We start from the raw sequence: 12,661 nt of genomic DNA, 5'->3' as shown, positions 1-12,661 counted from the left end.
ACCAGCTCTTCCTAACAAATTGTGCTATCTTTTATCATATGCCTCTCGCAAAAGGAAATGAGCATGGCTACACCTTACTCCATTGAGGGGGTTGTATTCGCTAAGTTTGAGCGTTTACGGCTGTTAATAATTCGCACCATGCTCTTCTTTATTATTTTAGTTTTATTGACCATTTCTCAAGTTAATGCGGCTCAAATTGTTCAACTCAAGATTAATGGTCCAATCGGTCCAGCAACAGCAGACTACGTCGATAGAAATATAACTGCGGCGCAAAATGCAGATTTAATTATCGTACTACTTGATACCCCTGGCGGTCTTGATGAGGCAATGAGAGCTATTATCCAAAAATTTTTGAACTCAAAAGTGCCTATAGTAACTTATGTAAGTCCCAACGGAGCTAGGGCTGCTAGTGCAGGGACTTACCTTTTATATGCTAGTACTTTAGCGGCAATGGCTCCAGGGACTCACTTAGGGGCGGCCAGCCCAGTGAGTATTGGGGGCGAAGTAGGCAGTGAAAATAAAAAGTCTTCTATCATGGAAAAAAAAGCGCGCAGTGATGCTCTAGCTACTATCCGTTCTTTGGCGCAATTGCGCGGACGAGATCCGACTTTTGCGCAAGAAGCCGTAAGTGATGCAATATCTATTACTGCCCCTGAAGCATTAAAGGCAAAAGCAATAAACTATATTGCAACAGACATTCCTGACTTGTTATCTCAACTCAATAATGTAACTGTCGTACAAAATAATCAAAAAATAACATTAAATACCCAGCAGACTTCTATTCAAGTGGTTAATCCTAATTGGCGTACCCAATTCTTATCGGTGATTACTAATCCAACAGTTGCTTATTTTTTAATTTTATTGGGGATTTACGGAATTTTATTTGAGTTGATGAGTCCTGGATTTGTCCTACCAGGAGTCGTGGGGACTGTATCCATACTCGTTGCTCTTTATGCGTTGCAACTATTACCAATTAACTATGCCGGACTTGGCTTAATGATCTTAGGCATAATCTTTATCGTCGCAGAAGGATTTACCCCAAGTTATGGTTCTTTAGGCATAGGGGGCACTATCTCTTTTGTTCTCGGCTCTATCATGTTGATTAATACAGATGATAGTGCTTATAGAGTTGCATGGTCAGCTATTTGGGCAATGGCTGTAGTCAATGTTGGCATTTTTATATTTGTTTTGGGCATGGTTATTAAATCAAAACGACAAACTATCAAAAACGGACTAGTCATGTTAGTTGGGGCTCGGGGAAGAACATTAAGTGAAGTAAACCCTCGGGGCCAAGCTGTCATTCGTGGCGAGATATGGAGTGTTTATGCCAAAAAGCCAATTGAGGTAAATAAGAAAGTTAAAGTCATCCAGACCTCGGGCCTTTGGTTGGAAGTGGATATTGATGAGGAGCCAATAGAATAATTAAAATTAACAAGAATTCTTATGGAGGATGTGAGATGGCCGCTTTTCTGGGAGTTATCGCTATAATAATTGCTTTATTGTTAATGTCCTCGTTCAAAGTTTTTCGAGAATATGAGCGTGGTGTCGTTTTTTCCTTAGGTAGGTTTTGGCGGGTTAAAGGCCCTGGGCTAGTTATTATTATTCCAATAATTCAACAAGTTGTTCGCGTTGATTTAAGAACCATAGTAATGGATGTGCCTAGTCAGGATGTCATTTCAAGAGACAATGTATCTGTTAGGGTAAGTGCGGTACTTTATTTTCGCGTGGTTGTTCCTGAAAACGCCATTATCCAAGTCGAAAATTATTATGAAGCAACCAGTCAATTAGCACAAACCACCTTACGTTCTGTTTTAGGCCAACATGAATTGGATGAAATGCTCTCTGAACGTGAGAAACTGAATAGTGATGTGCAAAAAATATTAGACTCACAAACAGATAATTGGGGTATTAAAGTATCCAATGTAGAAATTAAACACGTAGATTTAGATGAAAGTATGATTCGGGCTATAGCAAAACAGGCAGAAGCTGAACGTGATAAAAGAGCGAAGATCATTCATGCTGAAGGTGAATTGCAGGCATCAGAAAAGTTGTTACAGGCCGCTCAAGTGTTAGCACAGCAACCGCAAGCCATGCAGTTACGATATTTGCAGACACTCGCTGCAATTGCTGAAGAGAACAATTCAACGATAGTATTTCCTATGCCTATGGAGTTAGGTGATATTTTGACAAATATGGCTAAGAAAAAATAATATGGGGATGCCTTTGAGTCAATGTCGCTCTCTAATTGGACAGTGGGTTAATTTTTAGATTAACCACAACTTAAGCGAGGGGGTATTGGCGTTTCTCAATAAAGAATCGTAGTGATAAAGCGAGTTTTTCCATACGAATAAGATTATTATTTTATCAATATCAACTTTCGTTTATGGTCATTTTATGATAGAACTCTATTTTTTAGTATTAATTAGGTTCAACCATGTCAATTAAATCAGATCGATGGATAGAAAAAATGGCGGTAGAGCATGGAATGATCTCTCCATTCCAACCAGAACAAGTGCGCGAGAATGCCTCTGGTCGAATTATTTCTTATGGCGTTTCTAGTTATGGTTATGATGTGCGTTGCTCTAATGAATTCAAGATTTTCACCAATATAAATTCGGCTATAGTTGATCCCAAAGCTTTTGATGAAAACAGTTTTGTAGATGTTCAGTCAGATGTTTGTATTATTCCTCCTAACTCATTTGCACTAGCTCGGACAATAGAATATTTTCGTATTCCTAGAAATGTGTTAACTATTTGTCTTGGCAAATCTACTTATGCTCGATGCGGCATTATAGTTAATGTCACTCCCTTAGAGCCTGAATGGGAAGGTCATGTTACTTTGGAGTTTTCCAATACAACCACGCTGCCAGCAAAAATTTATGCCAATGAAGGGGTTGCGCAAATGCTCTTTCTTGAAGCTTCAGAAGTATGTGCCGTTTCCTATAGAGATAGAGGTGGAAAATATCAAGGACAAACCGGAGTTACTTTACCTCGGGCTTAACTTTTCTCGGAAGAGTTCCCGGGGTATGCTTCATCTGTATACCCCGTGAACAGATACGTTTTCTCTAACTCGATGTAGATAACTTGTACCGCCTTGACGCAGCATCACGTAATCAAGGTTTATTGATTTTCCTTATAAAAAAACGTCTATTCCCTTGCTCTAGGAATAGACATACTTTGATCCAATTGATGGGATGATATTAAACAGTTACTTCTCATCATCTTTGGGAAGCGGGTGCTTAGCTCGCGATGCGTCAACACGTTCACGTAGCTCCTTCCCTGGCTTAAAGTGGGGGCTATGTTTGGCCTCTGTGACCACTTTCTCACCGGTCTTGGGATTATGGGCATTCCGCGGTGGCCGGTAATGGAGAGAAAAACTACCAAAACCACGAATCTCGATTCGTTGGCCCTTAATGAGTGCTTCGCTCATTAATTCCAGTATTCTATTAATTCCATCCGCCACTTGTTTCTCTGTAAGATGCGTCATTCGAGCAGCGATGTGTTCAATGAGTTCCGATTTAATCATACCCACCTCGTTTTGTCGCGTGTGCTTTTTAGTCCGCCCCATGACACATCAGGTGCTGACAGCTTTCTTTGTTCTTGTTTTATAAGTATAGACTGGGTAAAAATTTATTCAATCTTTTCAAGCCAGTTAGTTAAAATTTGTTTTTCTCGTATGAATATATGCTTCAACGATCCCCCAACTCATCTCTATTTTAGTGCTGGTGATATGGAATGAGTCATGGACAGTTATGGTCTTGCTAGTAGTAATAATAGTATGTAGATTGGGTAGATTATTTAGTCGAAAACTTAAGTGTTCCCACACCGCACCCAAAATGGTCGTTGAATTGACAAAGACTAACGTTGCTTCATCTAAATTCACTTTAAGAAAGTCTCCCAAGATAAACTCAATTTTTTTAGCTTTTTCTATATAGTTTGGCCGCATTGCTAATCGAGCAACTTGCTCACAGGCTGCTTGATGTAGTTCGGGTAATAACTCTATGCCGACACATTTACTTACAGGATAAACCATGGCACAAGCAAGAGAGGCTTTACCTGTACCACTGCCCAGATCATAAAAAATCGTCTTATGATCCGGGCTTACTAAAGATAAAAGTGCAATAAATGGCAAGAATTCTATCTCTCCATAGGTGAACTCTATGGCATCTAGCCTCTTTCGTCCTTGCTGGGAAAGCTGAAAACCATCGACATGTTGATATAGTTGCTGGAAGGTGAGTTGGTGCTCCTGCAAATTTAATGATTTCTGCCATTGTTTAATCCGCTGTCGCTTTCTTAGTTGGTGAAAATAAATAAAGAGCAAGGCTATTGTTAGAATAAAGAAACAAACCAGCCCTGGTATTATATTCGTTAAGAAAGACGTTTTATCCGCCATGTTGTAATACGTTGTCATTTATTATTTTAGTTTTTTCCTCAAGGGTTAATCTAGGCCAGGCTTGCAGCAAGGCCTTCCCCGCTTGACGCTCGCTCACTGCTTTGTGGTGCGTTTCCCAAGGTAGCTCCCCATTTAAATAAAGCACAATAAAAAAAGCAGTGGCTATTGTAGTAAATACAGTGAATAAGCCAAAGCGCATTTCAAACATGCTCAGCAGTTTATTACTTTTATGTACCGCATCACTAGCAACACGTTCCACGTGATCACAGCTTTCATTGGCAACACGATGAAATTGATGCACATCATATTTAGCCAGTTGTTTGCCAATTGCCTCAGTTGCTTTGGCACAATGCTGTTCAATTTTAGTCACGCACTGTACCGTTAACAATTCCAGTTGCTCCTGTTGCTCTTGAAAATTCGCAGTAAATTGATTGCAACTGTTTTCAAGAAGCTGTAGCTGGATCTCTCCCTGGGATAAGGCTTTTTCTGCAATTACACGAAAACGAGTCGTTCCTGCTTGTGATAATAGCTCTTCCAGAGCAGTTAATTCGTTTTGTAGCCGTTGAGATTGTTGATTTATGCGCGTTGCTTGTTGTTCCAACTCCTGGCGCCATTCAATCATTTTGCTCTCTGCCAGCTCAAAGTAGGCAATAAATTCACCAGTATGTCTTAGCAATTCTTTTATCTTGCTCAAGTCATTCTCTTGAAGATGTTCCATGTGTGCTCCTTTTATCAGAGTGTCTCAGAAAAATATCCTTATTCTTCCCTATAGGATTGATTCACTTTTACATCTTTAGCATATAAGACTTCTTTCGAAACTCCCCTGTATCGGTGAGTTGTTTCTTTGATACGGTGTTCGATAAAGCGAGTTTCGAAAGAAGTCTACTGAGGAATAAAAAATTTTTTACCAATTTAACTATAGACTTATTTTGAGAAACACCGCGAATTAGTTATTAGTTTTAAAAATTAAATTTGTCATTAAAATAAACAAATTGTTTGTTTGCAACTATACTCATGGATAGATTTTTGCGTCTTAAATAATAAACACACTGTTAATATTTCCTTAATCTAGATTCATTAAAATAAAGATATAGCCTAAATGTAGGAGAGCAAAATGACACGTACTGGTTTTTTTACTAGAACTCCTGCGACACTTTCTTTTATTCACGTTGGTGGAGAACCTTTTCATGCGGCTGCTGTGGCTTTTATTGACGCGTTGAAAAAAGCGCCGCGAGTCAATGAAACTACGTTGAAAGTAGTATTGGATCGTTTTTTCGCCCATTATCCCAAGCTTAAGTCTCAGCAACCTTATCTTACCTTGGCTGAGCGCATGGATATTCTTATTAACGGCCCACGTAAATCAGAAATAGTCGAGTGTATGGCCTTTGTATTACGTCAGCTTGCTGTCGATGAAATTTATGCAAAACCTTTAGAGTATAAAGAAGTATTTGATGGGTTAGATTCCTCCACCCCAAAAAGTTACCTGCGTGATCCGGCAACACCAATGCCTGTATCTGCTTTAAGAGCACTGCCCCAAGTATTAGGAATAACTTTTGTTTTATCTCATGTAGAGCATGGAAAAGAGTTGAGAAGTAGAGAAATTTATGCCAATAGTTCGGTGGATACTTTCAAGCTAGAGTTAGTCTTACAAGTACAGGGTGAACAGTGTTTTCCACGAGTAAAAAATAAAACTGATTTTGCTTATGTAGGAAAGTTAGCTATTAATCCGCCTCAACCTGTTGAAAATGACAGTGAGAAGAATAGTACTATAGCTGAAATTCTTTCCCTAATTAATCAAGATAACAAAAGATTACTCCATTCTTATTTGCAATCGCGACAAAACTTACTTGCTACGATTGATGAGCATAAGTTATCTAACTCAGACATCATTCAAGTGTATATGGAGTTTTTGCCGGGTACCTACAGTCCTCATAATGATAGCTCTCAGTTTTTTGCTAAATTAGTCGATGCGGTAACAACCCCAGCAGCAGTAGAGAAACTTGGCAGTTCCAGCAAGCAGATTAATGATGGTCTAGTGAGCTCTCTAGCCGGTTGGATTAGCATGAATAAAATCGACGAAGAGCAATTATTTGAGCGTATGGAAGAATCATCAAGTAGAACAGCAAGCCCTGCTGCTTAATTAAAGCAACAGGACTTTTGTCTATAGACATTATATGACTATAGAAAACCTTGTGCTTTCATCCATTCATCGTTTGCAAATTTAGACATATAATTGCGGATGGAGTCAGGAATAATCACCAGACATTTTTGCCCTTTTTTAAGTGATTTGGCAGCTTGTAATGCGGCCCACATCGCTGCGCCACTCGATCCTCCTACTAATAAACCCTCTTCTCTTATTAGCCGTCTTGCAATGTGAAACGAATCTTCATCATTGGTTTTAACGTATTGGTCAATTAGGTTGTTATCTAAAACATCAGGAAAGAAATCATAGCCTATGCCCTCTACAAGATAGGGTTTAATTTCTGTACCTCCCCCGAGAATTGACCCCTCAGGATCCACACCTACAATTTTGATGGTTGGATTATATTCTTTAAGATGTTTGGCTATGCCTGTAATAGTACCACCAGTTCCTACCCCAGCTACTATCATATGTAAATCTTTGCCGAAATCATCGATAATTTCTTGGGCCGTGCCTTTATAGTGGGCATTGGGGTTATTCGGATTGGCATACTGATCTAAAATGTGCGAATTCGGTATTTCAGTCTTTAGTTTTTTAGCCAAAGAAATATGGCTGTCTGGATCTGAAGAGGCGGCTTCTGTGCGTGTTCTGTAGATTTTAGCCCCTAATCGTTCAAGTACACACTGTTTTTCCTGGCTCATTTTTTCTGGCATGGTAATAATCACGTTATAACCCAGTACTGCACCGGCAAGAGCTATTCCTATCCCTGTATTACCTGAAGTCGGTTCAATTAGGGTATCTCCTGGTTTGATGGTACCGCGGCGCTCAGCGTTGACTACCATTTCATAGCCAATGCGGTCTTTTACAGAGCCTCCCGGATTGAAAAACTCGCATTTTGCATAAAGCTCACATTCCAATTCACGACCTAGACGATTAATTTTTACAATGGGGGTATGTCCTATGGTCGCCAGTATATTGGGATAAATCATAGTAGTCCTTTATATAGATTAGAATCACAGATTATAAGCTTATAGCTTGTAAAAGGAAAATAAGAGATTAATTAGTTCCTAAAGTGCAAAATCAATTGATACTTTGTTTTGTGAGAATTAGAATGCGTTGCTCAAAATGGATACATGGAGTTTAGGTTATGAAACATATAGTAATCGACATATCCAGTTTAATTAACGATTTTAGACGAAAGCGCTCTCTACATGGCGTTACTCGTGTGACCTTGGCTTATCTGCACTATTATTTGGATAATATGCAAGCTCTGGTTCGACTTAAAAAGCGTGTTATTATTTTTCCCAAAGAGATTTCTAAAGAGGTTGCTCTTTTGCTGCTTTCCTGGGACCTTAGTCGTTTATCGGAGCTGATTCGCATTGTTATAAAAGGCATCTTGTCATCACGGCGAGCACTACCTAGCACTAACTGCTTTTTACTCAAAACAGATCATGGCGGCTTTAAAAATCCAAACTATATCAAGGCAATAAATGATAAGCAGCTTAGGTTATTAGTGGTAATACATGATTTAATTCCTATTCTATATCCTGAGTATTGTGCATCAAGTAATTCGCCGAGATTTTCTCAATGTCTGTCTGTTATCCTAGAGCATGCCAAAGGGATATTAGCAGTTTCAAATGCTACTCATAGTGATTTATCGAATTATGTTTTATCAACTAGAAAAAACTGTCCTCCGGTGATAACGGCAACATTAGCTCCGGGTATATCTCCAGGATTGCCCATAGATAAGCCACTTATTGATGAGCCTTATTTTATTACTATAAGTGCTATCGGGCCTCGGAAAAATCATTTGCTGTTGTTACGGATTTGGCGCAATTTAATTAATAAATTGGGAAGCAAAACGCCAAAACTTGTTATTGTAGGTATGCGTAATAATCCGTGTTGGAACACTCTGGCTATGCTCGATCGTTGTGAGGCCTTACGTGATTTTGTTATCGAGACCGAAGCCTCTGATAAGGAGCTAGCGAATTATCTATGTTACGCTAGAGCGCTCCTTTTTCCTTCCTTTCTAGAGGGATATGGATTGCCATTAGTTGAGGCCTTGAGCGTTAATGTGCCAGTTATCGCCAGTGACTTAGCTGTCTTTCGTGAAATTGCTGGAGCAGTACCGGATTTTCTTGATCCTTTAGATGGCAAAGGATGGATGGAGTATATTGAAAACTACGCGCAGGAGGATAGTAGTCTCAGGCGGGCTCAAATGCAACGTATGACAAATTTTTGCGCTCCTAAATGGCATGAGCATTTTGCTAAGGTAGACGTTTTTATGAATGAACTAGAAGGTTCCTTATGATTAAGTCTTCTATAGTGAATAGGCCTCTTCGGAAACTCGCAGAGGGGGATGAGGTGCAAGGCGAGACGACGTGCAGAACCGGAGTGTACACGCCTGTACATGAGGATTTGAGCACTGGAGCGACGAAGCAATCTAATGATGTTATTTCTGAAGATATTCCTGCCGATTTTTATCAAAAATTAATGGGGCATTTTCGCGGTTCTACAGGAAAAATTAAATCCCAGTTAGAAGTCTATTTGCCGTTCATTCAAGAGTTAAAGCGGTTTTATCCTGAATCTTTATTATTGGATTTAGGTTGTGGTAGGGGCGAGTGGTTAGAGTTACTACAAGAACATAACTTCACAGCTTATGGAGTTGATTCTGATGAACAACTTGCTGCAATGGCAAGGCAACGCGGATTAGATGTTTTATGTACGGATGGAATAACTCATTTAAAGCAGCTTCCGGATGAGAGTTTTTGCGTTCTGTCTGCATTTCATTTGGTGGAGCATCTGACTTTTGCTGAACTGCATGTTCTTGTGAGAGAAGCGCATCGGATTCTCGTACCTGGAGGCATTTTGCTAATGGAGACTCCTAATCCTGAAAATATTCTTGTGGGTAGCTCTCTTTTTTATCTTGATCCGACTCATCGGCGCCCTATTCCCCCCGAGTTGCTTGCATTCTTACCTCAGTATTGGGGATTTTCACGTATCAAGATAATACGTTTACAAGAGAAACATGCTTTAAGACAGAAAGAGCAGTTGACTCTAATGGATGTGTTTTCTGGCGTCAGTCCTGATTATGGGGTGATTGCTCAGAAAAATGCAATAACCACTATCATGGAGGCGACGCAACAACCCTTTGCCCAGCAGTATGGCCTACGGTTAGATGAGCTTGCAGAGAGCTATCAACAACAAATAGAAGACAAATTAGATCGAATTGTCCCGATTAGAAAATTTCTATTTAAATTTACCGCAAAAAATAAAAATAGATTAAAAGTATGGTCTAGTCAGTTAAAGCTGTTAAAAACTCTTTTTAAAGAAAAACAGTTTTATATTTCTTTTCGTACGTATTGGCGAAAGGCTGAAATAGCTACAGCAAAATATAGACATTTGCTACGTCAATTGGGGAGACGTTTATTTTGGGTTTTAACCCATAGTTATTATATAAAACAGAATGAAAAAAAGTCTTTGTTTCTATTGGGAGCTATTAATGCTTCATCGCAAGAAACAGCTATGCAGGACATTAAAGAGCAGCAATCTTTATATAGTGTTGCAAACACCTCAATAAGTATGAATCCATCCGCTTTATTAGGTTACTTAAAAAGGTATGTGAGAGACTCGGTCATTTTAAAAGAGGCGCCGCAATTATTTGTTGATATATCCGAGTTAGTAAAAAAAGATAATGCTACGGGAATTCAACGTGTTGTTCGTTCTATTTTAATTCACTGGCTAATAAATCCTCCTCAGGGGTGGCGTGTACAACCAGTATATGCAAATAAGTACGATGGCTATGTATACGCACATCACTTTACTTTAAAGCTATTAGGAAGTGATAAACCCTTTCTTAATGATATTCCTATAACTTATCGCGCTGGGGATATTTTTTTTGGTTTGGACCTTTGTTATGACATAGTTATTGCTCAACAGAGTTTTTATCGAAAACTACGAGAGCACGAAGTGAAAACCTGCTTTTTAGTCCATGATTTATTACCTGTTTTAATGCCAAATTATTTTCCTACTTCAGAAAGTAGAGTATATCGTCATTGGCTTGAGGTAATTGTCAGAAGTAATGGCCTTTTTTGTGTCTCTCAAAATACGGCCCAGGTGTTGAACGAATGGATAGTAAACAATAAGCTAAATCAAACGGATAGAGCTCATATCTCTTGGTTTCATCTGGGGGCCGATCTGCAAAATTCTGTACCAAGTTTGGGATTACCTGCTGATGCAGAGTTGCTTCTTAAACAACTACGACAGAATATGAGTTTTCTTCTTGTTGCTACTTTGGAGCCACGAAAGAGCCATAAACAAGCGTTAGATGCATTTGAGCTGTTATGGCAACAAGGCCATTCCCTCAATTTAGTTTTTGTGGGGAAAATTGGTTGGATGATGGACTCTTTCGTAGAGCGCATCAAGTCTCATCCTCAATACGGTATTCATTTATTTTGGATAGACAATGCCAGCGATCAATATGTGCAAAAAATATATAAGGCAGCTACCTGTCTGCTTTTCCCCTCAGAAGGGGAAGGATTTGGTTTGCCAATAATTGAGGCGGCTAATTATGGGTTACCTATTCTGGCTCGCAACCTTCCTGTATTTAGAGAGGTTGCTGGTGAATATGCTCATTATTTTAGTGGGTATGAGGCCAGCGATCTCGCAGAAGCAATTAATGATTGGATCCTCCTTTACCAACAGGGGGCGGTTTCTGACTCATCAGCAATGCCCAGATTAACGTGGAAGGAAAGTGCCACTCGATTATTAGCAAGTATTTTAATGCTGTCAAAAGATGAGTTTGAACATGAGTAGACAAAAAATCCCAATCTGCTAGGATCGCCAAGGCAATAATGGAAAGTTATTGATTTATTTTAACTTTGATTTAAAAATAATCAACATGGAGTAAGGACGTAAATGATGTGTCAGTCTATTAGTAAAACATGTGTTATCAGTTTATTATTAGCGAATGCAACTCTTTCTTATGCTGGAGGTATGGGCGAGGTTGATAGTGGTAAACGATTTTTTTTCAGCGCAGCACCCATTTATGGTTCTCTTAGCGATGCATCGCTTGATAAAATCGTATTTGCTGACACGATTGGTGCTGGTGGTGCAATTCGTGGAAATGAGGCTAATGTTGACTCCCGGTGGGGGTATTCGCTCTCTGCGGGCTATCAGTTTGGACCTGAAAGACATCATGATCTTGTATTGAGTTATACTCATCTATCAAATCGCGGCGACAATGTTGTGACCAATGGTAACGCGAATGACATTTTAATCAACAGATTAAGTCAAATTGTTCGAAATGATGAATTCGGCTTCCCTCAAGTTTCTACCGGCGGCGCTTATTTATATGGTCCTGCGACTGCTGCAATGATGAGCCATTATGATTATCAAACCGGTGATTTGATCACTCATAGGAATTGGCAAAGTACTTTTTTAGAGAATGTCCATTTTTCACGCTTTTACGGCATTAAGGCAACTCAATTTAAAAAAGATTTTTTTGCTCAATATGTGGGTACTGGTCGTGGCACAGGTGAATTTTTTAATGTGATAACTGCTCCCGTGAATGATGAAATAAATTATGAAGCAAAATATTTCGGTATAGGCCCTCGTATAGGGATGGGCGCGTCCTGGGATCTTAACCGCTTCATTAGTATTGGCGGCGACGTTTCTGCCTCAATATTAGGAGGCTCTTATAATTCCCAATGGAGTGAAACCATGGTAACCAGTATGCAGATACAGAATTTACCTGCGTCAGGAGTATACACCTACAACCAAAGTACCGATACATCACTTTGGACTTCTCTCATATTGGGCACCAACTTAGCAGTTGCCGCGAATTTTGATTTGCATAATGGCAGCCGAGTCGGGGTTCAAGGCGGTGTTAGCACAGAGCAGTATTGGACCAATGCATCAGCGGATTCTTTTGATGCTAAAAACGGTACCAATAGCGTTGGTGTTAACCAGCGTTTTTCAGTACAAAATGTATTCGTAAAATTCTCTTATCTTTGTTAATTAAAAAACGGCATGATTTATCGATGTTACTCAATCATGCCGTTTTGTAACAATATTACTTTTCTAGTGATATCAATCCAGGATAATACGTTGCATTAAGTTTTAAATAT

The 12,661-nt window shown here is 39.3% G+C and carries 11 protein-coding genes; 7 read left to right on the top strand and 4 right to left on the bottom strand.

All coding sequences use genetic code 11. The features are described 5' to 3' along the window. The first annotated feature begins 138 nt into the window (after positions 1-138). From LFA_RS17175 to dcd, 3 genes are all read left to right on the top strand, one after another. On the top strand, positions 139-1,422 hold the full coding sequence (locus tag LFA_RS17175) for an NfeD family protein (RefSeq protein WP_045097734.1): 1,284 nt from the start codon (positions 139-141) through the stop codon (positions 1,420-1,422). A gap of 35 nt (positions 1,423-1,457) precedes the next feature. Next, positions 1,458-2,210 carry a slipin family protein gene (locus LFA_RS17170; protein ID WP_045097249.1) on the top strand — a complete coding sequence of 251 codons (753 nt, stop codon included), beginning with the start codon at positions 1,458-1,460 and terminating at the stop codon, positions 2,208-2,210. A gap of 224 nt (positions 2,211-2,434) precedes the next feature. Then, complete coding sequence (gene dcd, locus LFA_RS17165; RefSeq protein ID WP_045097248.1) at positions 2,435-3,001, top strand: dCTP deaminase; 567 nt, start codon at positions 2,435-2,437, stop codon at positions 2,999-3,001. Between the two features lie 207 nt (positions 3,002-3,208). Here the strand turns inward: dcd and LFA_RS17160 are convergent, their stop codons facing one another. The 3 genes from LFA_RS17160 to LFA_RS17150 all read right to left on the bottom strand — a co-directional run bounded on the left by LFA_RS17160 (position 3,209) and on the right by LFA_RS17150 (position 5,111). Continuing rightward, complete coding sequence (locus LFA_RS17160) at positions 3,209-3,568, bottom strand: integration host factor subunit beta (RefSeq protein ID WP_172653488.1); 360 nt, start codon at positions 3,566-3,568, stop codon at positions 3,209-3,211. Between the two features lie 84 nt (positions 3,569-3,652). Then, positions 3,653-4,393, bottom strand: a complete 741-nt coding sequence (locus tag LFA_RS17155) for a class I SAM-dependent methyltransferase (protein ID WP_045097247.1) — start codon at positions 4,391-4,393, stop codon at positions 3,653-3,655. Continuing rightward, the gene (locus LFA_RS17150) at positions 4,383-5,111 is read right to left on the bottom strand and encodes a hypothetical protein (protein WP_045097246.1); all 729 of its coding nucleotides are present in this window, start codon (positions 5,109-5,111) and stop codon (positions 4,383-4,385) included. Before LFA_RS17150 ends, LFA_RS17155 begins: the two co-directional genes overlap by 11 nt. Before the next feature lie 396 nt (positions 5,112-5,507). On the opposite strand from LFA_RS17150, the gene LFA_RS17145 reads away from it, so the two are divergent. Beyond that, a complete protein-coding gene (locus LFA_RS17145; protein WP_045097245.1) occupies positions 5,508-6,533 on the top strand; it encodes a hypothetical protein in 1,026 nt (341 codons plus the stop codon). Between the two features lie 38 nt (positions 6,534-6,571). On the opposite strand, the gene LFA_RS17140 is transcribed toward LFA_RS17145, so the two are convergent. Beyond that, positions 6,572-7,522 (bottom strand): pyridoxal-phosphate dependent enzyme, encoded by a 951-nt coding sequence (locus LFA_RS17140; protein WP_045097244.1) that lies wholly within the window; start codon positions 7,520-7,522, stop codon positions 6,572-6,574. 158 nt (positions 7,523-7,680) lie between these two features. On the opposite strand from LFA_RS17140, the gene LFA_RS17135 reads away from it, so the two are divergent. The 3 genes from LFA_RS17135 (at position 7,681) to LFA_RS17125 (ending at position 12,551) form a co-directional block, all read left to right on the top strand. Then, positions 7,681-8,844, top strand: coding sequence for a glycosyltransferase family 4 protein (locus LFA_RS17135; RefSeq protein ID WP_045097243.1), 1,164 nt, complete (start codon positions 7,681-7,683; stop codon positions 8,842-8,844). Beyond that, positions 8,841-11,348 carry a glycosyltransferase gene (locus LFA_RS19085; RefSeq protein ID WP_052674041.1) on the top strand — a complete coding sequence of 836 codons (2,508 nt, stop codon included), beginning with the start codon at positions 8,841-8,843 and terminating at the stop codon, positions 11,346-11,348. The genes LFA_RS17135 and LFA_RS19085 overlap by 4 nt, the downstream gene beginning before the upstream one ends. Before the next feature lie 102 nt (positions 11,349-11,450). Beyond that, on the top strand, positions 11,451-12,551 hold the full coding sequence (locus tag LFA_RS17125; RefSeq protein ID WP_231865875.1) for an Lpg1974 family pore-forming outer membrane protein: 1,101 nt from the start codon (positions 11,451-11,453) through the stop codon (positions 12,549-12,551). Positions 12,552-12,661 lie beyond the last annotated feature (110 nt).

Source organism: Legionella fallonii LLAP-10, assembly GCF_000953135.1.
Lineage (GTDB): Bacteria > Pseudomonadota > Gammaproteobacteria > Legionellales > Legionellaceae > Legionella > Legionella fallonii.
Note: the sequence above shows the minus strand (reverse complement) of the source record. Positions and strands in the feature narration are given on the sequence as shown.

Excerpts from the sequence above, each read along its gene's own strand:
- LFA_RS17175 (WP_045097734.1), top strand. The coding sequence starts at position 139 with ATGCTCTTCTTTATTATTTTAGTTTTATTGACCATTTCTCAAGTTAAT.
- LFA_RS17170 (WP_045097249.1), top strand. The coding sequence starts at position 1,458 with ATGGCCGCTTTTCTGGGAGTTATCGCTATAATAATTGCTTTATTGTTA.
- dcd (WP_045097248.1), top strand. The coding sequence starts at position 2,435 with ATGTCAATTAAATCAGATCGATGGATAGAAAAAATGGCGGTAGAGCAT.
- LFA_RS17160 (WP_172653488.1), bottom strand. The coding sequence starts at position 3,568 with ATGGGGCGGACTAAAAAGCACACGCGACAAAACGAGGTGGGTATGATT.
- LFA_RS17155 (WP_045097247.1), bottom strand. The coding sequence starts at position 4,393 with ATGGCGGATAAAACGTCTTTCTTAACGAATATAATACCAGGGCTGGTT.
- LFA_RS17150 (WP_045097246.1), bottom strand. The coding sequence starts at position 5,111 with ATGGAACATCTTCAAGAGAATGACTTGAGCAAGATAAAAGAATTGCTA.
- LFA_RS17145 (WP_045097245.1), top strand. The coding sequence starts at position 5,508 with ATGACACGTACTGGTTTTTTTACTAGAACTCCTGCGACACTTTCTTTT.
- LFA_RS17140 (WP_045097244.1), bottom strand. The coding sequence starts at position 7,522 with ATGATTTATCCCAATATACTGGCGACCATAGGACATACCCCCATTGTA.
- LFA_RS17135 (WP_045097243.1), top strand. The coding sequence starts at position 7,681 with ATGAAACATATAGTAATCGACATATCCAGTTTAATTAACGATTTTAGA.
- LFA_RS19085 (WP_052674041.1), top strand. The coding sequence starts at position 8,841 with ATGATTAAGTCTTCTATAGTGAATAGGCCTCTTCGGAAACTCGCAGAG.
- LFA_RS17125 (WP_231865875.1), top strand. The coding sequence starts at position 11,451 with ATGATGTGTCAGTCTATTAGTAAAACATGTGTTATCAGTTTATTATTA.